Source organism: Achromobacter sp. EG18, from assembly GCF_059759395.1.
The window spans coordinates 4,487,978-4,507,458 of record NZ_CM186213.1 but is presented as its reverse complement, the minus strand read 5'-3'; the positions used below and the strand labels follow the sequence as shown (position 1 = coordinate 4,507,458).

Genomic DNA, 19,481 nt, shown 5'->3' with positions numbered 1-19,481 from the left:
CCGCCCCAAGGACTCGCCATGCTCGACCCCGCCACCCTCGTGCTCTTTGGCGGTGCCTGCGTCGCCCTGGCCATGACGCCCGGCCCCGACATGCTGCTGATCGCCTCGCGCAGCGCCGCCCAGGGCAGGGCCGCCGGCTTCGCCTCGCTGGCCGGCATCCAGGCCGGCACCTACTGCCACGCGCTGCTGGCGGCCTTCGGCCTGTCGCAGCTGTTCGTGGCGGTGCCCATGGCCTATGACGTGGTCCGTTTCGCCGGCGCGCTCTACCTGCTGTACCTGGCCGTGCGCACCTTCCGCTCGCGCCCCGTGTCGCACATGCCCGATGCGGGCCGGGCCCGCTCGCCCGTGCGCGAAGTCTTCCTGCAAGGCCTGCTGACCAACCTGCTCAACCCCAAGATGGCGCTGTTCGTGCTGGCGCTGTTCCCGCAGTTCGTGCGGCCGCAGGACGGCTCGGTGGCCCTGCAGATCCTGGTGCTGGCCACCATCCTCAACGTCATCGGCCTGTTCATCAACGGCGCCGTCATTCTGGCCGCGCACCAGCTCAGCCGGCGCTGGGCGGGACGGCAGCGCGTGTCGCGCTGGCCGCAATACGTGCTGGGATCGGTGTTCCTGGCGCTGGCATTGCGCCTGGCCACCGCCAGCCGCAACTGACGCACGCGCTGCATGCAAAAAATCGAAAGCCAGCAATTCCGCATGGCCCTGGACAAGGGCAACGCGCATTTCCACGACCTGCATCTGCACGACTGCGCCTTCGACAACTGCGGCCTGTCGATGGTCAAGTATCCGCAACGCATGTCGCGCGTGCGGAACGTGACGCTGTCGCAATGCCGCGTCGTGAATTCAGAGATCAAGCCGTGCGTGTTCGAGGACGTGGTGGTCGAAGACCTGTCCACGAATCCCATCCTGCTGGTGTGGGCCTCGCTCTTTCGCCGCGTCACTCTCAAGGGCAAGATCGGCAAGATCAACTTGAACATGACGCCCGAAGCGTTCTGCACGGATGCGGACCGGCTCCAGCAATTCGAGACCGCCCGCGCCGCGTTCTATGCCGAGACCGATTGGGCGCTGGACATCAGCGAAGCCAGGTTGTTGGGGCTGCGTTGCGAAGGCGTGCCGCTGCACCTGATCCGGCGCGATCCGCAAACGCAGGTGATCCTGGACAAGCGCGGGCGCTATCGTGGCCAACAGGCGCTGGATGCGAGCTTCGCCAAGGCCTTTCCCGTTGCCGACAGCGTGCTGCGCGGCTTCGATGAATCCGACAAGCCTGCCATGCTGCTGGCCGCATCGCTGGGCGCGCCCAAGAAACGGCGCGACGAGGAACTGGGCGCGATCGCGGAATTGCGCACGCTGGGGTTCCTGGAAGGTTGAACCGCGCGCCGCGTCAGCGCCATAGCCAGTAGCCGACCGCCAGCACCACCGCCACCCACACCGCCACGATCACCACCGCGCCCACCCGGCTGCGCGGCTTTTCGCGCTTGGCCTGGATCCACACGTCCGCCTGGTTGCGGCATTCCCGCAGCACATCTGGCGGCAACAACTTGATGGCCAGCCAGATCAGGCCCGGCAGCAACAGCACGTCATCCAGATAGCCCAGCACCGGGATGAAATCCGGAATCAGGTCGATCGGGCTGAGGGCGTAGGCCACCACGAACAGGCCCAGCGCCTTGGCGTGCCAGGGCGTGCGGGGGTGCTTGCCGGCGAACCAGAGGGTCAGGCCGTCGCGCTTGATGCGTCTGGCCCAGGTTTTGAGGCGGTCGCGGGTTGGCATGGGATCGGCTCTGCGGCTCGGGAAACGGCGATGAATTCCAGATTGCTAACCCGAAGGATAAAACGTGATCGGGCGATCCATGAAAGAATCGTGTGGCTCCCCATCGCGCAGGACATCGCCATGCCGCTTTCCGCCTTGCTGCACACCACCGATCTCGCCGCAACCCGCGACTTTTACGGGTCTGTGCTTGGCTTCACCGTCACCGACTCCGCCGAAGGCACGCTCACGGTGGAGCAACACGGGGGCCGGCTGATCTTCACCACGCTCGATCTGTGGAAGCGGGCGCCAGGATTCAGCGGCACCCTGTATTTCTCGCTTCCCGATGTCGAAGCGTTCTACCGACAGGTCAAGGACAAGACACCCATCGCCTGGCCGTTGCAACGCATGGCCTATGGCTCCCATGAGTTCGGGCTGGTGGATGGCAACGGATATACGCTGGCGTTTGTGCAGGGCGTTTGACGCAGACCCGTGGCAAATCAGACCGACGGCTTATTCAGCCCTGGCCTTCACCGAATGCTTCGGCGCCCGGTAATGCGTCGGCACCTTCGGCCCCCTGCGCGTGATGGCCGCTGGCGCGCCTCTCGGCGCCGCCAGCGCCTGCGCCAGCACCTTGGCGAACATCTTGCGGATGGCGGAATTGCTGTCGTTCACATCCTGTTTGCCATACAACCGGAACAGCCAGAATTGCCGCTCGGCGTCGCACCAGTAATAGATGACTCGCAAGCCGCTACGCTTGCCCCGGCTGCGCTGCGGGTCGACGTAACGCAGCTTGCGCAGTCCGCCGGTGCCTTCGATGACGACGCCGGCCTCGGGCAGTTTCAACATCAGGCATTGCAGCGCGCGGAATTCGTCGTCGGCCAGGAATTCCTCGCGATGGCGAGAGAATTCGGGCAGCTCGACAAACAGGGCATTCATGGCAACGCACGCGTATCGCGTCTGGGGATCGACTGAAGCCCATTTTGACGGGCTTCAACGTCCCCATGCGCGTACGGGCCAAGGGTTTCGGACGAAGCGAATGGCTGCGCTTCGATACGCTACCGCGTGCGCGTTCATTACACCGCCGCCAATCGCTCCACGGTGTCGGGAAACTTCTCGACCAGCCGAATCAGCAAAGCGGCCTGCGCATTTGGCTTGGCGCGACCCTGTTCCCATTTTTCGAGGGTTCGGGGGTTGGTGCGCAGATAGTGCGCGAACACCTGCCGTGACAGGTGCAAACGCTCGCGTATGGCCAGGAGTTCCTCGGCGGTCAGATCAGGAGCAGGATTAATTTCCACTTTGTGCGTACGCAGCGTTTGTTTTCCCTCACGCTCAGCCGCAAGCGCATCAAAGCCTTCGGCGATTTCCGCATACAGGTTTCGCTTTTTTTTCATCGCCGTGCCTCACGTTCCGCGTCCAACATGCCCTTGAGCATCCTCTTTTCCCGGGCGTTCGGATCGCTGATTCCGGCGACCGTCAGAAAGGCCATTCTGACGGGGCTGCCTGCCCCGCAACGTTTGCAACCGCTGATATCCGACCGACAGAACGGCGCGCCCGCGCACCTTTGTTGTTGTGGCTTGAAGAACAGGTCGTCCTGCACGGCCGGACGCCGCCGAAGATCCGTGTGCATTCCGCCAACGCGTCGACGCGCTTGAAGATGCAAGCCGCCATCGAGGCCATCGAGCGGCATGCCGCCCTCAGAACGGCTTCATCACCACCAGCAGAATGATCAGCACCGGCGCGGCCAGCACCACCGGCACCAGTCGCGCACGCCCCGCCTCGGTGACCTCACCCGCCGCCTCCGCCAGCCGCCGCAGCCGTCCCGCCTGCATCCCGTGCACCGCCGCCAGCAACAGCACCAACGCCAGCTTCACCGACAGCCACCCGCTGCCAAACCAGCCCGCGCTCGTCGCCAGATACACCCCGCTGGCCAACGCGCCCACCATCGCCGGCGTGGTCAGCAGCCGTTCCCACTTGCGCAGCAGCCGCAGGCGCGCCAGCTCCTGCGGCAAGGCCGGCCCCGGCAGCTTGTCGGCCGCCGCCAACACGAACGCCTGCACCACCATCCCCGCCACCCAGAACAGCACCAGCGCCAGGTGCAGCGACTTGATCAGCAGATACGCCATCGCTCACGCCTCCCGCGCACGGCGCAGCGAACGCGCGATCACGAAACCGCCAAACGGCACCAGCGTCGCCACCAACGTCCACACCAGCCGCTGACGCGGCCAGCCCTGCGCCGACGCCACATTGCACGCCAGCGCGATATAGACCATGAACGCCACCCCATGCACCGGCCCCACCCACGACACCCCTTGCGGCATCCCGGCCAGATGCTTCAACGGCACCGCGACGCCCAGCAGCGCCAGCAGCGTCACGCCTTCCAGCATGGCCGCCCACTTGAAGAGAGCAGGGGTCGAAGCATCGGCGTCTTTCAGGGGCATGGCAGCGTCTCGCAACAGGATCAGCGGCATTGTCCGGGCTGGCGCAATCGCCAGCCATTGGCCAAAATGCCAATCTTCGAAAGAAATCCGCCAACCGTGCGCCGCCGTCCGCCCGACCCGTCCCGAGGCCCTAGCCCCATGCCCCCGCCCACCCCGCACCGCGTCGCCGTGCTCGCCTTCGACGGCCTCGTCGCGGGCGACCTGTCCATCCCCTGCGAGATCTTCCAGCTCGCCGAAACCCTCGACGGCCGCCGCCCCTACGCCGTGCAGGTCCACGCCAGCAAACCCCGCGTCCGCACCCACGCCTACGACCTGCACATCCGCCACCGCCTGGACGCCGCGCGCGGCGCCGACACCCTCGTCATCCCCGGCCTGGCGGACCCTGCCGACAGCGTCCCGGACGACATCCTCGACCTGATCCGCCACGCCCACGCCCGGGGCGCCCGCATCGCCTCCATCTGCACCGGCGCCTTCGTCCTGGCCGCCAGCGGCATCCTCGACGGCCTCAAGGCCACCACCCACTGGAAAGCCGCCAGCCAGCTCGCGCGCCGCTACCCCGCCATCGACGTCAACCCCAACGTCCTGTTCGTCGACAACGGCCAGGTCCTGACCTCCGCCGGCGCCGCCGCCGGCATGGACCTGTGCCTGCACATGATCAAGCGCGACCACGGCGCCGCCGTCGCCGCCAACAGCGCCCGCCTGGCCGTCGTGCCGCTGGAACGCGCCGGCGGCCAGGCGCAATTCATCGTCCGGCCCACGCCGGCCTCGCACACCGACCTGACGCCGCTGCTGCACTGGATCGAACACCGACTGGCCGAGAACCTGACCGTCGCCGCGCTGGCCGCCCAGGCCGCGGTCAGCGTGCGCACCCTGAACCGGCGGTTTCAGGAACTGCTGGGGGTGAGTCCGCTGCAGTGGGTGATCCAGGCCCGCGTGAATCGTGCGCGCGGGATGCTGGAGACGACGGACCTGCCGGTGGAGCGGGTGGCGATGGAGGTGGGGTTCGGGTCAGCGGTGTCGCTGCGGGAGCATTTCACGGGGATCGTGGGGACGAGCCCGATGGGGTATCGACGGGCGTTTCGGCGGGCGGCGTGAGGGCTGCCTGATGCTTGGGGATGGGGCGGCCTGACGCTTGGTGGCCTGGAACTGGCCTGACGCGTTGCGCGACAGGCCGTTGGTCTTTTTCGGGTTACTGGATCGAGCGGGGCGCGTTATGCGTGGCGGCGTCGTACGCGGCGTCATCGGCGTAGGCGCGGGCCGATTCCAGCATGGCGTCGGTCAGGGTACCGAGGTGATCGCACAGGCCCTCCACGCCGCCCATCAACGCGGCCACCGTCCACGCGTCCAGCGGCTGGCTGCCGGTGGCGGCGGGTTCCGAGGCGCTGTTGCCGACCAGGCGGGCGATGGTCTGGATGGCGTAGCGGGCGCGTTCGATGTGGTAGAGGTGGGAGAGGGGGACCGGGCCGTGTTCGGGGTCGGTGTCGACCAGCCAGGGGTTTTGGGTGAGGGGGTGGGATTGCATGACAGGCTCCAAAGACTGATGAAGCCCGCTCCCCACTTCCAAATGGGGCGGGCGGGCGCAAGGCAAGGTTGGAAGACCGGCGTCTTTGGAAACCGGCGTGCGCGAACGCACCCTCGCCAAGGCCCGCCCATAGGGACGTGCAGAGGCGTACGGACGTGAAAAAGCCGCCCAGCGGCGGTGGTCCGCCAAAGACATTGCCGGCTTCCAAACCGGGCTACCGTTGGGGGGTAGTCGGTAGAGTATATGCGATCAGATTTAGCAATGCGATACGCAGGATAGCCAACAAGGATAGAAACAGCATTATGCGCGGCACATCAGGCTTAGAAAACTCAAACTTGTGCCGGCTTACTCTTTCAAAATCCCAAAAGAAAATAGTAATATGAAATTACAAGTAGATATTTTTAGTTATTATATATATCCTTGCAACCTGGCGAAATTTCATTGGAAGAAACGTGTTGAATCTTGATCTCGATACCTCAGAGAAGATCGTCTCCCTTATAGCGGGGAGTTTGGTAATTTTCGCGGCATTCCGGGGAGCCAAACGATATCGGGAGCGTGGCAAAAATTACAAGAGCGACCATCAGCAACTCACAAACAACAATACACAGACTTTAAATCTGAATATTGGCAGCGACATCGCCGGCGGCGTTAGCACTTCACAGGCAGTCAAGGAATCGACAGACAATCCCATTCCCACCCTCAAGCGTACTGTCAACATCCTATTTGTTGATGACGATAAAGGGTTCAAAATGTACAGTATATTGCGTAACATGGGGTGGGAGCATACACAACAAATGTCTGACCTTAAATCCCTGGAAGTGCCTGCTCTTCTTCAGGCCAACGTAGTTTTCGTTGATATCCAAGGCGTGGGCAAGGCAATGCGTTATACCGATGAAGGTCTCGGACTAGCTTTGGCGATAAAACGGCGTTATCCCGATAAGAAGATTGTCATCTATTCAGCAGAGGAAGAAGGCGCGAGATTTCACGAAGCATTGCAAGAAGCCGACTATTCCCTACCCAAAACTGCCGAGCCCATCCGCTTCGAGAACACTATAGTCAGGGTCCTTTCGCAATGAATAACTATCCCATTTATGCACTTTGGTCAAATAGAAAAGAAGAACCATTTCTATGCCAGATACCCATTGACACGCTAAATGTATGCAACGATGAACAGAGCACGTCCGGCTCAAGAACACTAATTCTTCAATCTAGAAAAACGCGAATAATTCGAAAAACTCAAGGCGACTACACCATATTGGCCATGTCGGATGAGCCAAATAGAGTCAAAAGCAAGCGCCTGATGATGCTGGACGTTGACGCGATTTTGTCGGCCGCCTCGGTTATTGAGACCACTTTAGAGAGGGCGTCATCTAGAACGAAGCGGCTCCTTCACAATCTAAAGAGTTTGACGGCAAAGATGTCACAAGAAATCTACGAGATTGCACTTCAAAACCAGATGATGGATTCTCCGCGACAAGCTCTACCATATGTTTCTACACAAATACAACAAGATATAGATAAAGCATCACAGGCCTTCATTGAAATTCTCAAACATCTTTCAGCCCAAAACGCCGAATACACAGCATTCGATCGTTTGTCAGGAAAGACCGGGCTAGCAAGACTAGAGGTTCACAGTATTCATCAGGTTCTCATGAACGTCGCGTACCTCTTCTTTGGGGAATTTGTACGAAAAAAAGCACGCGCGGAAGTTGCTCGCACACAGCTTACAGCCAAGTTCGACTATGAGTCGATCCATGTTTGTATATATTATTTATTTGAAAATGCGGCAAAATATGTCAAACCTGGGAGTGAACTGCAGGTAACCGTTTCGGATGAAGCAAACGGGTTCATTAAAATAAAATTCTCTATGGAAAGCTTGGTAATTCTTCCGGATGAACAGGATAGAATTTTCGAAGAAGGATATTCTGGAAAATTTGCCAAGCAGGAAGAGTTGCAAGGCGCTGGTATTGGTCTGTACTTGGCCAGGGCTATGGCGAGGCTAAGTGGTGGGCGACTTAATGTAATACCTGGCCCCCAAGCACAAAATTCCACCTACGCAAGAAACTCTTTCACGCTCGCAATTCCCAAGCAATAAAATCTGCGCCCCACTTTGTTCTCTCAACATTTAGGTAAAATTACACCAACCGAGCAAAAGTGTTTTGGTAGGCTGATGCAAAATTAACCATATTTTCTACCAGCCGCCTTTCAAATTTCTAAAATTCCTATTTGGCTCACACACTTATTTATCGCCTCGGCGAGGTCCTTTATTAATATTACCTACCGTCCATCGCCCTAGTGCTCGCCGACGCTTTGCTGTTTCGGGAAGAAATAAATGATTATAACCCGCTCGCAGTTTCTCTAAATATTGGGCCTCATCCAAAAGATCTTCCATTCTTTCGACGATTTCATCAATAGGCCCGAGCTCAACTCCTAACCATTTGCGCTTCTTGAGTTCGGCAACCGCATATGTGGTTCCGGACCCACCAAATGGATCAAATATATAGTCGCCCTCGTTACTTGACATCTCTATCACCCTGTCCAGCAACTTTATTGACAGCTCATTAGCACTTTTGCGCTTCTTATACTTTGCGTGGCGAACAGGAGGTATGTCGTTCCACACATCGCATAGGCTTACCCCGAGGGGATTCATCTTGTCTTTATAGCCACCATAGTCTTTTAGATCGGCATAGCAAGTCGGGCATACATCCATTGGCATCCGATCAGGGTGAAACGTCGAGGGACGCTCACCTTTGATGTAGTACAGCAAAGAGTAGTGAGAGGGGTATAATTTTGTCTGCAGTGGTAGGCTGTATTTTATATCCACAGCAATCCAATGCCTGAAATTCAAATGGCGATTAAGGAACGCAGATAGGTACGTATTCCATTTCGGCAAATTCCAAACAAATAGACTACCCCCATCTTTCAGTAGGCGCACACACTCAGTTAACCACTTCTCGCACCATTGCAAGTAGTGTTCAGCCCTTAAATTGTCATCCATTTCGGATGGATAGAGTTTATCTAAATTAAATGGGGGGTCGGCAAATATTAGGTCGAAAGATTCTGATGGCAGCTCTGCCATAACATCAAGACAATCACCTTGGTACAGTTCTCCGAACGGAGTCTGATACGTAGGTTTTCTCGAAGTAACTAGAGACGGGCGTGAGGTCTTCGCCTTGGCACGTAGACTGCCATTGATAAGTTCTGCGATTTCACCCGCATGCGAGCTGAGTGCTTCAAGAATGCTACGGTCGACACATCCACTTCGTAGACGCAGCTCCAGCACACTTTGACCGGAGACCTCAGCGAGGCGCACCCATTCTGCATGTGAGGGCTCAATTCCTCGTTCATCGTAGAATCTCAGGCGCGCGATTGGAATGTCTGCCTGACTAGCTAGCTGTTTGACAGCACGAGTATTTTTAGGGTCCAGCCCCAACGAGGCTAATAGCATATGAGTTGATCCTTTACCTATAACGTGACTATAGTCCGTCGACCATTGTCTGCCAATCCCTCATTGTCTGATTTGGAGGGGTTCTATGAAACCGGAGCAGGCGTTTTCTCAAGTCCTACGGCAGCTACGAGCCGAATCTGGACTGTCCCAAGAACAGCTGGCGTTTGAGGCTCAGCTCGACCGAACCTACATATCCTTGCTGGAACGCGGTTTACGACAACCGACACTTGGGTCAATGCTACAACTGAGCACAGCTCTCCGCATTTCCCCCTCGACTTTGATGACATTAATTGAGGGAGTGTTGAGTGAGGCTGATACGCGTAGAACATTTGATTGACAATGGTCCATTCAAATCTTCAGCTGATGGGCTGGAAATAGTTGCCGAAATTGAAGCGGGCATCAGTGAGGTTAATTGGCCACCTGGTTCTGGTCTTTTTTCCATACGTCCCGAACGGAATCTAAACGGCGTAGCTCCAATAAAAATCGATTTCATCAGCCATTTAGTATCGCGGGGTTGGATGCCGGAGGCACGCCTTCACATTGGTGAGCTGGGTGCAGGGCCCTTGGACGCGGTAAAAACGCTACCGGACGGCCGCAAGTTCGCGGTTGAATGGGAGACGGGAAACATATCCTCAACGCACCGAGCAATAAACAAAATGGCGCTAGGTATGCTGCGGAGAGAGTTAATTGGAGGGGCAATTGTCCTTCCGACTCGAGCCATGTACCCTTATCTGACCGACCGCATAGGTAATTATGAAGAAATAGCGCCTTATTTTGATGTCTGGAAAAGCTGGCCACACGTTGAAGGTTTACTTACTGTTTTCGCTATCGAACATGATGTTTTATCTCATGACGTCGAACCGATACCAAAAGGTAAAGACGGTTGGGCCAATTTCGTCAAACGTATTAGCAATGAAGAATAAAGAGGGATTGCGAGCTTTAGGATTAGACAAGCCCCAAGGACTTCCTTCGCCCGTGACCATGATCAATAAACATCTGCTTATCTGACTTCAGAAGGCGTGAAAAAGAAAAACAGGGGTTGCGTTAGCAGCCCCTGTTTTGCTTGGACTTTAACTACGCCTTACGAGCCTTTCCGATCAAGCCATCCAACTGCCCCAGCATCGTATCGATTTCTTCAGCCGTCACATTCAACGCCGGCATAAACCGCAGCAAATTCCCCCGCGGCGCATTCAGCAGCAGACCATTGGGCGCCAGATTCCGCGCGGCTTCGACGATGGCGGGGCCGTCATCCCGATCCATCACCAGCGCACGCAGCAGGCCCATCCCACGCTCGCCCTTCATGCCGTACTTGGCCGACAGAGCCAACAAGCCTTCGGACAGTTGCTTAGCCCGCGCATTGACCGACTCCATGAAGCCCGGCGCAGCCAGGGCGTCAAACACCGCGACGCCCACAGCCGCCATCAACGGATTCCCGTTATACGTACCACCCTGGTCCCCATGCGAGAACACGCAAACTTCCTGGCGCGCCAAGAGAGCAGCCAACGGCACCCCACCACCAATCCCCTTGGCCAGCGTCATGATGTCCGGCACCACGTCGGATTGCTGGTAGGCGAACAGGGTACCGGTACGCCCCATCCCCGTCTGCACTTCATCCACAATGAACAGCAGCTTGTGCTCATCGGCCAGCTTGCGCAGGCCCTGCATGAATTCCTTCGTCGCCGGGATGACACCAGCTTCGCCCTGGACGGGTTCGAGCATGATCGCAACCGTCTGATCATCGATCAGCTTGCGCACCGATTCCAGATCATTGATCTCGGCCTTCGGGAAGCCTTCCACCTGCGGCGCGAACATCTTGTCCCAGCCCGGCTTGCCCGACGCCGACATCGTGGCCAGGGTGCGGCCGTGGAAGCCGTGGTTCATGGTGATGATCTTGTAGGCGCCTTTCTTGTTGACCTGGCCCCATTTGCGCGCCAGCTTGATGGCGCCTTCGTTGGCTTCGCCGCCGCTGTTGGCGAAGAAGACGCGGTCGAAGACCGAGGCGCTGGTCAGGCGGGTGGCCAGTTCGATGGAGGGCAGGTTGTAGAACGCCGGCGACGGGTTCATCAGCAGCTTGGACTGGTCCAGCAGGGCCTTCTGCATTTCCGGGGCGCTGTGGCCCAGGGTGTTGACGGCCCAGCCCTGGACGAAGTCCAGGTATCGCTTGCCCGCGTGATCCTCCAGCCAGGACCCCTGGCCGCGCACGAACACGAGGTCCGGACGGGAGGTGATCTCCATGAGGGCGTTGACGTTGTACTGGCTGAATTCCATGGCGGTTCCTGCTGAAAGGAGAGAACAGGGGTTGAAAAAGAAGGGGAAACGCTAAATGCCGAATTTAGCACCGGCGGGGGAATGCTATCGTGACGCACCCCCAGCCGATCCGCCCCACGGCCGCCCCAAAAGGGCCGCTTGCGCGGGGCTCTCTATTTTATGCAACAGGGCCGGCGCCGGACGCCGCGCTTTGTCGCTTTTTACTGACCGATCATGACACGAATTCTTTCCAGTCTTGCCGCCGGCCTGGTGCTGGCGGCGGCCGCGACGGCCGCGCATGCCGAGTATCCCGACCGTCCCATCCGCCTGGTCGTGCCGTTCCCGCCGGGGCAGGCCACCGATATCTTCGCCCGCGCGCTGGCCGAGAAGCTGGGCACGGCCGTCAAGCAGCCGATCGTGGTGGAGAACCGCGCCGGCGCCGGCAGCAATATCGGCATGGAGCAAGCCGCGCGCGCGACGCCGGACGGTTACACGCTGGTGATCGCGGGCTCGGCCGCGGCGGTGAACCAGACGCTGTACAAGACCATCAACTACAGCCTGACCAAGGATTTCGCGCCGGTGTCGGGGGTGTTCTCGGTGCCGTTGATGTTCCTGGCGACGCCGGCTTCGGGCATCACGTCGCTGCAGCAATTGGTCAAGCAGGCGCGCGCCAATCCGGGCGAGCTGGCGTATGCCAGCGCCGGCATCGGCGGCACGCAGCATCTGTCGGCCGAGATGTTCAAGGCGGCGGCCAATATCGACATCCGCCATATTCCGTACAAGGGCAGCGGCCCGGCACAGGCGGATTTCCTGGGGCACCAGGTGCCGCTGATGGTGGATTCGGTGACGGCGGGGCTGCCGCACGTGCAGAGCAAGAAGGCGGTGGCGCTGGCGGTGACGACGGCCAAGCGCCTGCCGCAACTGCCGGACGTGCCGACGGTGGCCGAGAGCGGTTATCCCGGTTTCGAGGCGATCGGCTGGGCGGCGGTGCTGGCGCCGCGTGATACGCCGCCGGCCATTACCAACTACCTGAGCCAACAGATCGCCCACGTGCTGGGCACGCCCGAGATGCAGAAGTTCTTCCGTGATCGCGGCGCGGAGCCGATGCCGATGAAGCCCGAGGCCACCGGCGCGTTCATCGCCGGCGAGGTCGACAAGTGGGGCAAGGCGGTCAAGCAGTCGGGCGCGCAGGTGGACTGACGACTGTCCCGCAGGAGCCGGTGGCGGGGGCTGTTCCCGCCCCGGCGCTCGCCGTGGTGCCGATCCGGTGCCACGCATGCGCCGCAACGGCGCATGATGCACCATCCTGGTGCGATGAGCGAGGAGCAATAGGCGCGCGCCACGGCGCCGCAAAATGGCACGGAACTTGCTTTTCCAGTTTTGTATACCGAATTGGTGTGCAACGCTCGACCCCGCTCCCGGGGCGGCGCGCCCTGGAGAGTTCCTCATGAACCGTAGAACCCTGTTGCTGTCCCTCTGCACCGCCGCCACGCTGCTGGCCGCGCCGCTCACGCATGCCGACACCCTGGACGATATCGTCAAGCGCGGCACCCTCAAGGTCGCGGTGCCGCAGGACTTCCCGCCGTTCGGCTCGGTCGGCGCCGACATGAAGCCGCTGGGCTATGACATCGACACGGCCGCGCTGATCGCCAAGCAACTGGGCGTGAAGCTGGAGCTGGTGCCGGTGACTAGCGCCAACCGCGTGCCGTACCTGCAGACCCACAAGGTGGATCTGGTGATCTCCAGCCTGGGCAAGAATCCGGAGCGCGAGAAGGCGATCGATTTCTCCGACGCGTATGCGCCGTTCTTCAACGGCGTGTTCGGCCCGGCCGATGTGAAGGTGGCGTCGGCCGCCGACCTGGCGGGCAAGACCATCGGCGTGACGCGCGGCGCGGTCGAGGACATCGAGCTGACCAAGATCGCCCCGCCCACGGCCACGCTCAAGCGCTATGAAGACAACAACGGCACCATCACCGCCTTCCTGTCGGGCCAGGTGCCGCTGATCGCCACGGGCAACGTGGTGGCCGCCGCGATCCTGGCGCGCAACCCGCCGAAGAAGCCCGAGACCAAGTTCCTGATCAAGGATTCGCCCTGCTACATCGGCCTGAACAAGGACGAGCCGAAGCTGCGCGCCAAGGTCAACGAGATCCTGGCCAATGCCAAGCGCGACGGCTCGCTGACGGCGATCTCCAGGAAGTGGCTGGGCGCCGATCTGCCCAAGGACTTGTAAGGCAGGCGCGCGCGCCGGAGCGCCGTTCATGGCTTATCAATTCGACTTCGCTTCCGTGTTCGACTACACGCCGGTGCTTATCAAGGGCATTGGCGTGACGGTCGAGCTGATCGCGTTTGGCGCGGTGGCGGGCGTGGCGCTGGGCATCGCCTGCGCCTGGGCCCGCACGCAGGGGCCGCGCTGGCTGCGCGCGCCGGTCACCGCCTATGTGGAGGTGGTGCGCAACACGCCGTTCCTGATCCAGTTGTTCTTCGTGTTCTTCGGGCTGCCGTCGCTGGGCGTGCAGTTCAGCGAGATGCAGGCGGCCTGCCTGGCGATGGCGCTGAACCTGGGCGCCTACAGCGCCGAGATCATCCGCGCCGGCATCGACGCCACGCCCAAGGGCCAGTACGAGGCCGGCGCCAGCCTGGCGATGACGCGTTTGCAGGTGTTCCGCCATGTGGTGCTGAAACCCGCATTGGCGCGCATCTGGCCGGCGCTGTCGTCGCAGATCGTGATCGTGATGCTGGGGTCGGCGGTGTGCTCGCAGATCGCGGCCGAGGACCTGACGTTCGCGGCCAACTTCATCCAGTCGCGCAATTTCCGCGCGTTCGAGGTGTATTTCGTGACCACCGGCATCTATCTGGTGCTGGCGGTGTTGTTGCGCCAGTTGCTGCGCATGACGGGCAGGCGGTTGTTCCGCAAGGCGGCGCGATGATCGAGTTCACCACCTGGGACATTGTCCGCAACCTGCTGCTGGCGGCGCGCTGGACCGTCGTGCTGTCGCTGGTGGCATTTGCCGGCGGCGCGCTGATGGGCATGCTGGCGCTGATGATGCGGACCTCGCGCGTGGCGCTGCTGCGGCGCGTGAGCTGGGCGTATATCGAACTGTTCCAGGGCACGCCGCTGCTGATGCAGTTGTTCCTGGCGTTCTTCGGCTTGTCGCTGGCCGGGGTCGAGGTGCCGCCGTGGCTGGCCGCGGGCGCGGCGCTGACGCTGTGGTCGGGCGCGTTCCTGGCCGAGATCTGGCGCGGCTGCGTGGAAGCGATTCCGAAAGGCCAGTGGGAAGCCTCGGCCAGCCTGGCGTTGGGCTACGTGCAGCAGATGCGCTACGTGGTGCTGCCGCAGGCGCTGCGCATCGCGGTGGCGCCGACCGTCGGCTTCGCGGTGCAGATCGTCAAGAGCACGGCGCTGACCTCCATCATCGGCTTCACCGAGCTGTCCAAGGCCAGCACGGTGATCACCAACGCCACCTTCAGCCCCTTCACCGTCTATGCCTGCGCCGCGCTGATCTATTTCGCGCTGTGCTGGCCCCTGTCGCGCCTCAGCCTGCTGCTGGAAAGGAAGTTGCATGCCCCTCATCGCTCTTGAAGACGTCCGCAAGAAGTTCGGCGACAACGAAGTCCTGAAAGGGGTGACGTTGCGCGTCGAGCCTGGCGAGGTGATCGCCATCATCGGCAAAAGCGGTTCCGGCAAGAGCACGCTGTTGCGCTGCGTGAACGGCCTGGAGCAGATCGACAGCGGCGCCATCATGGTGGCGGACGCGCAACTGGGCGACGACGAGTTGCGGTTGCGCGCGCTGCGGTTGAAGGTGGGCATGATCTTCCAGCAGTTCAACCTGTTCCCGCACCTGACGGTGGGGCGCAACGTGATGCTGTCGCCGATGGTGGCCAAGCGCATGCCGCAGGACCAGGCCGCCGACCTGGCGCGGGCGATGCTGACGCGGGTGGGACTGGCACACAAGTTCGACGCGTGGCCCGAGGAATTGTCGGGCGGGCAGCAGCAGCGCGTGGCGATCGCGCGCGCGTTGGCGATGCAGCCGCTGGCGCTGCTATGCGACGAGATCACGTCGGCGCTGGACCCGGAGCTGGTCAACGAGGTGCTGGCGGTGGTGCGCGAGCTGGCCGCCGACGGCATGACGCTGCTGATGGTGACGCACGAGATGCGCTTTGCGCGCGAGGTGTGCGACCGGGTGGTGTTCATGCACCAGGGGCGGGTGCATGAGATCGGGCCGCCGGAGGAATTGTTCACCGCGCCGGCCACGCCCGAGCTGCGGCAGTTCCTGGGGATGACGGACCTGGCCGGATAGGGCGCGTGGATCCTGGCGGCGGCCATGGCCCGGCCGCCGAGGGTCAAGCGGCTGGCAATCGGCCCAACAATGCGTCGAAGCGACCCAGGCGCACGTGACGCAGTTGTCCCCCGACGACCACCCCGCCATCCGGCAAAATCCACGCGCGCTGGATGCCGCTGTCCAGATCGAGCGCGCCGTGGCGGATGCGCAGGACCTGGCCGGAATCGGGATGCCACAACTGGCCCAGGTCCAGGCTGCGGTGCGGCGCATGCCAGTGGCCCAGCAGCAGCCAGCCTTGCGGCAGGGACTGCAGGATCATGCCGCCGGCGGGCATCTGTTGCGGCGCATGGCGGCTGACGGCAAGGGCGTCCAAGTCCGCGTGGCAAAGCGCGTCGTCTTCGAGCCAGGCGATGGCGCCGCTGCCGCAGGCGACGGGATGCGAGAGATCCCCCGATGCCGCCTCGGGATAGCGCAATGCCAGGGGATGCAACTGGCCGTCGCGCCACCGCAGAAGCCGGCCACGGCACAGCACGCAGGCGCGGCCGTCGGGCGTCTGGATCACCGCCGAGCGGTCGCTGACGGGGCGGCGCTGCGGCGGCGCGGTGTACAGCAGTGCCGGCTCGATGGCGGCCGCTTCGTCCTGCGCGGCAAAGCCCCGGTACACGAACACCATGCCGCGATCCACCACCAGCAGGTCGTCGCCCGCGAAGCCCAGACTGAATTCGGGCGTGCGGCGCTGCGCCTGCGCCGCGCGCGGCGGCAGCGCAAGGCCGGGGCGGTTGAGCGGCGCGGCCTCGACCCGGGGCGCGCGCAGCAGATGGACATAGGGCGTGCTGGCGATGCCGTCTGGGCCTTGCTCGATCCAGGCATGGACGCCGTTGGCGGCGACGGCCGACGCCAGCAGGCCGCGATGCGGCTGGAACTTGCCGCCAACCTCGCGCAAGGCCGGCCAATCATGCAGGTCCACCAGTTGCGGCGCCGCCGTGTCTCGGTTGGCCATGCATGCCCAGCCCGGCGCCAGCGGGACGCACTGCGCCATGTCCAGATAATCGCCAGGCTGCGCCAGCGGGCCGGAAGCGGGGCGCGGCAAGGTCGCCGGCGCGCCTTGCGGGGCGCCGGCCTGCCGATGCCGCGTACCTTGTCGGCCCTGTGCCGCGATCCGCGCCAGCGTGTCGCCGGCATCGGCCCGCGGCACGATCAGCAGGTGGATGGCGTCGTCGTCTTCGTCCTGCTCGATCAGCGCCAGCCCCAGCGCTTCCAGTTCCTGGCCCAGCAGCGGCAGGAAGTCGTCGGCGCGGTCATCACGCAACGCCGCGCGCAGCGCATCGAGCCGCGCGGCGGCCAGGGCCGGGTAGCGCGCCGCATACGCCTGCCGCAACGCGTCCAGCAGTTCCGGCAGCGGTGTCTTCCAGTCGAAGGACAACGGCTCCATCGCGATCGGCGCGGCCGCCATCAGCGCGAGAACCCGCGCGCCGAGATCTCCCAGATGTCCTGCACGATGCCGTCGCGATAGACCACCAGCCCGTCGTGCAGGTTGAAGGTGGGATCGACGTGCGACGGCACCAGCAGCAGCGTGTCACCCAGCGCCGGCGGCTGCGCGTCGGGCGCCACGCGCACCACGCCGTGTTCGTCGTTGATGGCGGCGTATTGCAGGCCCTGGGCGCCGTGGATCGCGGGCGGGCCGCATTCGGCGGTGGTGGACTTCAGGCCGGCGTCGAGGATGACGCGGTCCGGCGCCGGCGTGCTCATCACAGTGGACAGCACGAACAGGCTGTTCTGGAAGGCGAGCGCGCCGTCCCATTCGTTGGCGCCGTAGTCGCCGTCCATGAAGGCGTAGGAACCGGCCTGCAGTTCGGTGTAGACGCCGCTGGCGGCATCGAATTCGGCGCTGCCGGTGCCGCCGCCGGTGATGATGTCGCAGGCGATGCCGCTCTCGCGCAGCAGCAGTTGATACGACGCGGCGATGCGCGCGGCCTGGCGGCAGACGGCGGCGCGTTCCTCGCGGGTGCGCAAGTGCTGCACCGAGCCGTGGTAGGCCTGCAGGCCGACGAAGGTCACGCCCGGCAGGTCGCGCGCCTGCTGCGCCAGCGCCAGCACGGTGGCGTCGTCGGACACGCCGCAGCGGCCCTGGCCCACGTCCACTTCCACCAGCACGTCGATCTCGGCGCCGGCCGCGGCCATGGCCTGCGAGATCCGCGCCAGGTTGGCGGCATTGTCGACACAGACGCTGAGCTTGGCGGCGCGCGCCAGTTGGGCCAAGAGGCGCAGCTTGGCCGGGCCGACCACTTCGTTGCTGATGTGGATATCGGTGATGCCGGCGGCCACGAACGGCACGGCTTCGCTGACCTTCTGGCAACAGATGCCGCGCGCGCCCAGCGCCAGTTGGCGGCGCGCGATCTCGGGGCATTTGTGGGCCTTGGCGTGCGGCCGCAGCGCGACCTCGTGGCGGTCGGCCCAGGCCTGCATGGCGCGCAGGTTGGCCTCGAACGCGGCCAGGTCCAGCACCAGGCTGGGCGTGTCGACGCTGGCCAGGGGATCGCCGGCCTGCGCGGGCGGGGGCAGCACTATGCCGCGGATGACTTCTTGGGACATCGAATAGCTCCGTGATCAAACCTGCGGCGTAACCGTGAACCGCCGCCGCGCGCGATGGCCCACGCCGGACCGTTGACGTTTCCGCACTGCGGCAACCCCTGGTAAACGATAGCTTCCAGGCCATTGGCGCGGGGCGGGTGGCGTGCCAGAATTTCAACACAACAATAGGTTACTTCCACTCATAACGGAGAAGCTCGCATGAAACTCAGGAATTGGATCGCCACCCTGGCCATGGCCGCCGCCGCTGTCGGCGCGACCGGGGCCGCGCAAGCCCAGCAGTTCTTCCGTATCGGCACCGGCGGCACCGCCGGCACCTACTACCCCATCGGCGGCATCATCGCCAACGCCGTGTCCCAACCCGGCAAGCTGATCGCCACCGCGGTCGCCTCCAACGGTTCGGTGGCCAACATCAACGGCATCATGGGCGGTTCGTTCGAAGCCGGCTTCACGCAGTCGGACGTGGCCTTCTGGGCCTACAGCGGCACCGGCACCTTCGAAGGCAAGCCCAAGGCGCAGGACCTGCGCCTGATCGCCACGCTGTATCCGGAAAGCATCCACCTGGTGACGCGCAAGGGCGCGGGCATCAAGAGCGTGGCCGACCTGAAGGGCAAGCGCGTGTCGATGGACGAGCCGGGTTCCGGCACGCTGGTGGACGTGCGCCTGATCCTGGGCGCCTATGGCATGACCGACAAGGACGTCAAGGCCGAATACCTCAAGCCCAACCAGGCCGGCGACAAGCTCAAGGACGGCGGCCTGGACGCGTTCTTCTTCGTGGGCGGCGCGCCGGCTGGCGCCATCGCCGAGCTGGCCTCCAGCGGCGGCGGCATCGAAATCGTGCCGCTGGTCGGCCCCGAGATCGACGCGCTGCGCGCCAAGCAGGAGTTCTTCACGCCTGACACCATTGCCGCCAACACCTACCAGAACGTGGGCGAGGTCAAGACCATCTCGGTCAACGCGCAGATGGTGACGTCGGCCAAGCTGTCCGAACAGGTGGTGTACGACGTCACCAAGGCGCTGTACAGCGACGCCACCCGCAAGACGCTGGACAACGGCCACGCCAAGGGCAAGCTCATCACCCGCGACAACGCGGTCAAGGGCGCGGGCATCCCGTTCCATCCGGGCGCCGAGAAGTTCTACAAGGAAATCGGCCTGCTGAAGTAAGCACCGACCCCGTCCCTTCCGGGGAAGCGCGGCGCCCATCGCCGCGCCA

The 19,481-nt window shown here is 62.6% G+C and carries 25 protein-coding genes; 14 read left to right on the top strand and 11 right to left on the bottom strand.

The annotated features are described in order from the left end of the window. Positions 1-18: 18 nt before the first annotated feature. Complete coding sequence (locus AC6CR5_RS20720; RefSeq protein WP_006389443.1) at positions 19-651, top strand: LysE family translocator; 633 nt, start codon at positions 19-21, stop codon at positions 649-651. A 12-nt stretch (positions 652-663) separates the two neighbouring features. Beyond that, positions 664-1,365, top strand: coding sequence for a hypothetical protein (locus tag AC6CR5_RS20715; RefSeq protein ID WP_498084897.1), 702 nt, complete (start codon positions 664-666; stop codon positions 1,363-1,365). 13 nt (positions 1,366-1,378) lie between these two features. On the opposite strand, the gene AC6CR5_RS20710 is transcribed toward AC6CR5_RS20715, so the two are convergent. After that, positions 1,379-1,765, bottom strand: a complete 387-nt coding sequence (locus AC6CR5_RS20710) for a YkvA family protein (RefSeq protein WP_498084896.1) — start codon at positions 1,763-1,765, stop codon at positions 1,379-1,381. A 30-nt stretch (positions 1,766-1,795) separates the two neighbouring features. On the opposite strand from AC6CR5_RS20710, the gene AC6CR5_RS20705 reads away from it, so the two are divergent. Next, on the top strand, positions 1,796-2,224 hold the full coding sequence (locus AC6CR5_RS20705) for a VOC family protein (RefSeq protein ID WP_223308570.1): 429 nt from the start codon (positions 1,796-1,798) through the stop codon (positions 2,222-2,224). Positions 2,225-2,254: 30 nt separating this feature from the next. Here the strand turns inward: AC6CR5_RS20705 and AC6CR5_RS20700 are convergent, their stop codons facing one another. From AC6CR5_RS20700 to AC6CR5_RS20680, 5 genes are all read right to left on the bottom strand, one after another. Continuing rightward, positions 2,255-2,680 carry a toxin gene (locus AC6CR5_RS20700; protein WP_200220693.1) on the bottom strand — a complete coding sequence of 142 codons (426 nt, stop codon included), beginning with the start codon at positions 2,678-2,680 and terminating at the stop codon, positions 2,255-2,257. 137 nt (positions 2,681-2,817) lie between these two features. Continuing rightward, positions 2,818-3,135, bottom strand: coding sequence for a helix-turn-helix domain-containing protein (locus tag AC6CR5_RS20695; RefSeq protein WP_026383998.1), 318 nt, complete (start codon positions 3,133-3,135; stop codon positions 2,818-2,820). Beyond that, positions 3,132-3,431, bottom strand: a complete 300-nt coding sequence (locus AC6CR5_RS20690) for a hypothetical protein (protein ID WP_155257654.1) — start codon at positions 3,429-3,431, stop codon at positions 3,132-3,134. Before AC6CR5_RS20690 ends, AC6CR5_RS20695 begins: the two co-directional genes overlap by 4 nt. A 7-nt stretch (positions 3,432-3,438) precedes the next feature. Then, positions 3,439-3,867, bottom strand: coding sequence for a CopD family protein (locus AC6CR5_RS20685; protein WP_026383999.1), 429 nt, complete (start codon positions 3,865-3,867; stop codon positions 3,439-3,441). A gap of 3 nt (positions 3,868-3,870) precedes the next feature. Continuing rightward, complete coding sequence (locus AC6CR5_RS20680; protein ID WP_049070432.1) at positions 3,871-4,182, bottom strand: DUF3817 domain-containing protein; 312 nt, start codon at positions 4,180-4,182, stop codon at positions 3,871-3,873. A 138-nt stretch (positions 4,183-4,320) separates the two neighbouring features. On the opposite strand from AC6CR5_RS20680, the gene AC6CR5_RS20675 reads away from it, so the two are divergent. Beyond that, a complete protein-coding gene (locus AC6CR5_RS20675) occupies positions 4,321-5,277 on the top strand; it encodes a GlxA family transcriptional regulator (protein WP_498084895.1) in 957 nt (318 codons plus the stop codon). A 94-nt stretch (positions 5,278-5,371) separates the two neighbouring features. Here the strand turns inward: AC6CR5_RS20675 and AC6CR5_RS20670 are convergent, their stop codons facing one another. Next, positions 5,372-5,704 carry a hypothetical protein gene (locus tag AC6CR5_RS20670; RefSeq protein WP_498084894.1) on the bottom strand — a complete coding sequence of 111 codons (333 nt, stop codon included), beginning with the start codon at positions 5,702-5,704 and terminating at the stop codon, positions 5,372-5,374. A 452-nt stretch (positions 5,705-6,156) separates the two neighbouring features. On the opposite strand from AC6CR5_RS20670, the gene AC6CR5_RS20665 reads away from it, so the two are divergent. Together AC6CR5_RS20665 and AC6CR5_RS20660 are read left to right on the top strand one after the other, a co-directional pair. Then, complete coding sequence (locus AC6CR5_RS20665) at positions 6,157-6,780, top strand: response regulator transcription factor (protein WP_498084893.1); 624 nt, start codon at positions 6,157-6,159, stop codon at positions 6,778-6,780. Then, on the top strand, positions 6,777-7,799 hold the full coding sequence (locus AC6CR5_RS20660) for a sensor histidine kinase (protein WP_498084892.1): 1,023 nt from the start codon (positions 6,777-6,779) through the stop codon (positions 7,797-7,799). The genes AC6CR5_RS20665 and AC6CR5_RS20660 overlap by 4 nt, the downstream gene beginning before the upstream one ends. A 144-nt stretch (positions 7,800-7,943) precedes the next feature. Here the strand turns inward: AC6CR5_RS20660 and AC6CR5_RS20655 are convergent, their stop codons facing one another. Then, positions 7,944-9,152, bottom strand: coding sequence for a DNA-methyltransferase (locus AC6CR5_RS20655; RefSeq protein ID WP_498084891.1), 1,209 nt, complete (start codon positions 9,150-9,152; stop codon positions 7,944-7,946). A gap of 85 nt (positions 9,153-9,237) precedes the next feature. Here AC6CR5_RS20655 and AC6CR5_RS20650 point away from each other — a divergent pair, with 85 nt between their 5' ends. Both AC6CR5_RS20650 and AC6CR5_RS20645 read left to right on the top strand, forming a co-directional pair. After that, on the top strand, positions 9,238-9,489 hold the full coding sequence (locus AC6CR5_RS20650) for a helix-turn-helix domain-containing protein (protein WP_498084890.1): 252 nt from the start codon (positions 9,238-9,240) through the stop codon (positions 9,487-9,489). Beyond that, positions 9,458-10,075 (top strand): hypothetical protein, encoded by a 618-nt coding sequence (locus tag AC6CR5_RS20645; RefSeq protein ID WP_498084889.1) that lies wholly within the window; start codon positions 9,458-9,460, stop codon positions 10,073-10,075. Before AC6CR5_RS20650 ends, AC6CR5_RS20645 begins: the two co-directional genes overlap by 32 nt. Positions 10,076-10,226: 151 nt before the next feature. On the opposite strand, the gene AC6CR5_RS20640 is transcribed toward AC6CR5_RS20645, so the two are convergent. Next, positions 10,227-11,420: an acetylornithine transaminase gene (locus AC6CR5_RS20640; RefSeq protein WP_498084888.1), complete on the bottom strand. Its 1,194-nt coding sequence runs from the start codon at positions 11,418-11,420 to the stop codon at positions 10,227-10,229. 213 nt (positions 11,421-11,633) lie between these two features. Between AC6CR5_RS20640 and AC6CR5_RS20635 the strand changes: the two genes are divergently transcribed. The 5 genes from AC6CR5_RS20635 (at position 11,634) to AC6CR5_RS20615 (ending at position 15,697) form a co-directional block, all read left to right on the top strand. Further along, a complete protein-coding gene (locus AC6CR5_RS20635; protein ID WP_498084887.1) occupies positions 11,634-12,599 on the top strand; it encodes a Bug family tripartite tricarboxylate transporter substrate binding protein in 966 nt (321 codons plus the stop codon). A gap of 247 nt (positions 12,600-12,846) precedes the next feature. Then, the gene (locus AC6CR5_RS20630; RefSeq protein WP_026384006.1) at positions 12,847-13,629 is read left to right on the top strand and encodes a transporter substrate-binding domain-containing protein; all 783 of its coding nucleotides are present in this window, start codon (positions 12,847-12,849) and stop codon (positions 13,627-13,629) included. A gap of 28 nt (positions 13,630-13,657) precedes the next feature. Continuing rightward, positions 13,658-14,326: an amino acid ABC transporter permease gene (locus tag AC6CR5_RS20625; RefSeq protein WP_006389456.1), complete on the top strand. Its 669-nt coding sequence runs from the start codon at positions 13,658-13,660 to the stop codon at positions 14,324-14,326. Next, positions 14,323-14,979, top strand: a complete 657-nt coding sequence (locus AC6CR5_RS20620) for an amino acid ABC transporter permease (protein WP_241116732.1) — start codon at positions 14,323-14,325, stop codon at positions 14,977-14,979. Before AC6CR5_RS20625 ends, AC6CR5_RS20620 begins: the two co-directional genes overlap by 4 nt. Further along, positions 14,960-15,697: an amino acid ABC transporter ATP-binding protein gene (locus AC6CR5_RS20615; RefSeq protein WP_006389458.1), complete on the top strand. Its 738-nt coding sequence runs from the start codon at positions 14,960-14,962 to the stop codon at positions 15,695-15,697. The genes AC6CR5_RS20620 and AC6CR5_RS20615 overlap by 20 nt, the downstream gene beginning before the upstream one ends. A 43-nt stretch (positions 15,698-15,740) precedes the next feature. On the opposite strand, the gene AC6CR5_RS20610 is transcribed toward AC6CR5_RS20615, so the two are convergent. Next, a complete protein-coding gene (locus tag AC6CR5_RS20610; protein WP_498084886.1) occupies positions 15,741-17,111 on the bottom strand; it encodes a DUF6630 family protein in 1,371 nt (456 codons plus the stop codon). Between the two features lie 20 nt (positions 17,112-17,131). Continuing rightward, positions 17,132-18,271: a DSD1 family PLP-dependent enzyme gene (locus AC6CR5_RS20605; protein WP_020925710.1), complete on the bottom strand. Its 1,140-nt coding sequence runs from the start codon at positions 18,269-18,271 to the stop codon at positions 17,132-17,134. A 198-nt stretch (positions 18,272-18,469) separates the two neighbouring features. Between AC6CR5_RS20605 and AC6CR5_RS20600 the strand changes: the two genes are divergently transcribed. Continuing rightward, positions 18,470-19,432 carry a TAXI family TRAP transporter solute-binding subunit gene (locus tag AC6CR5_RS20600; protein WP_020925711.1) on the top strand — a complete coding sequence of 321 codons (963 nt, stop codon included), beginning with the start codon at positions 18,470-18,472 and terminating at the stop codon, positions 19,430-19,432. Positions 19,433-19,481: the final 49 nt, after the last annotated feature.

Excerpts from the sequence above, each read along its gene's own strand:
- AC6CR5_RS20600 (WP_020925711.1), top strand. The coding sequence starts at position 18,470 with ATGAAACTCAGGAATTGGATCGCCACCCTGGCCATGGCCGCCGCCGCT.
- AC6CR5_RS20700 (WP_200220693.1), bottom strand. The coding sequence starts at position 2,680 with ATGAATGCCCTGTTTGTCGAGCTGCCCGAATTCTCTCGCCATCGCGAG.
- AC6CR5_RS20695 (WP_026383998.1), bottom strand. The coding sequence starts at position 3,135 with ATGAAAAAAAAGCGAAACCTGTATGCGGAAATCGCCGAAGGCTTTGAT.
- AC6CR5_RS20710 (WP_498084896.1), bottom strand. The coding sequence starts at position 1,765 with ATGCCAACCCGCGACCGCCTCAAAACCTGGGCCAGACGCATCAAGCGC.
- AC6CR5_RS20650 (WP_498084890.1), top strand. The coding sequence starts at position 9,238 with ATGAAACCGGAGCAGGCGTTTTCTCAAGTCCTACGGCAGCTACGAGCC.
- AC6CR5_RS20620 (WP_241116732.1), top strand. The coding sequence starts at position 14,323 with ATGATCGAGTTCACCACCTGGGACATTGTCCGCAACCTGCTGCTGGCG.
- AC6CR5_RS20670 (WP_498084894.1), bottom strand. The coding sequence starts at position 5,704 with ATGCAATCCCACCCCCTCACCCAAAACCCCTGGCTGGTCGACACCGAC.
- AC6CR5_RS20615 (WP_006389458.1), top strand. The coding sequence starts at position 14,960 with ATGCCCCTCATCGCTCTTGAAGACGTCCGCAAGAAGTTCGGCGACAAC.
- AC6CR5_RS20705 (WP_223308570.1), top strand. The coding sequence starts at position 1,796 with ATGAATTCCAGATTGCTAACCCGAAGGATAAAACGTGATCGGGCGATC.
- AC6CR5_RS20675 (WP_498084895.1), top strand. The coding sequence starts at position 4,321 with ATGCCCCCGCCCACCCCGCACCGCGTCGCCGTGCTCGCCTTCGACGGC.
- AC6CR5_RS20715 (WP_498084897.1), top strand. The coding sequence starts at position 664 with ATGCAAAAAATCGAAAGCCAGCAATTCCGCATGGCCCTGGACAAGGGC.
- AC6CR5_RS20660 (WP_498084892.1), top strand. The coding sequence starts at position 6,777 with ATGAATAACTATCCCATTTATGCACTTTGGTCAAATAGAAAAGAAGAA.
- AC6CR5_RS20605 (WP_020925710.1), bottom strand. The coding sequence starts at position 18,271 with ATGTCCCAAGAAGTCATCCGCGGCATAGTGCTGCCCCCGCCCGCGCAG.
- AC6CR5_RS20720 (WP_006389443.1), top strand. The coding sequence starts at position 19 with ATGCTCGACCCCGCCACCCTCGTGCTCTTTGGCGGTGCCTGCGTCGCC.
- AC6CR5_RS20625 (WP_006389456.1), top strand. The coding sequence starts at position 13,658 with ATGGCTTATCAATTCGACTTCGCTTCCGTGTTCGACTACACGCCGGTG.
- AC6CR5_RS20680 (WP_049070432.1), bottom strand. The coding sequence starts at position 4,182 with ATGCCCCTGAAAGACGCCGATGCTTCGACCCCTGCTCTCTTCAAGTGG.
- AC6CR5_RS20635 (WP_498084887.1), top strand. The coding sequence starts at position 11,634 with ATGACACGAATTCTTTCCAGTCTTGCCGCCGGCCTGGTGCTGGCGGCG.
- AC6CR5_RS20685 (WP_026383999.1), bottom strand. The coding sequence starts at position 3,867 with ATGGCGTATCTGCTGATCAAGTCGCTGCACCTGGCGCTGGTGCTGTTC.
- AC6CR5_RS20610 (WP_498084886.1), bottom strand. The coding sequence starts at position 17,111 with ATGGAGCCGTTGTCCTTCGACTGGAAGACACCGCTGCCGGAACTGCTG.
- AC6CR5_RS20640 (WP_498084888.1), bottom strand. The coding sequence starts at position 11,420 with ATGGAATTCAGCCAGTACAACGTCAACGCCCTCATGGAGATCACCTCC.
- AC6CR5_RS20655 (WP_498084891.1), bottom strand. The coding sequence starts at position 9,152 with ATGCTATTAGCCTCGTTGGGGCTGGACCCTAAAAATACTCGTGCTGTC.
- AC6CR5_RS20690 (WP_155257654.1), bottom strand. The coding sequence starts at position 3,431 with ATGCCGCTCGATGGCCTCGATGGCGGCTTGCATCTTCAAGCGCGTCGA.
- AC6CR5_RS20630 (WP_026384006.1), top strand. The coding sequence starts at position 12,847 with ATGAACCGTAGAACCCTGTTGCTGTCCCTCTGCACCGCCGCCACGCTG.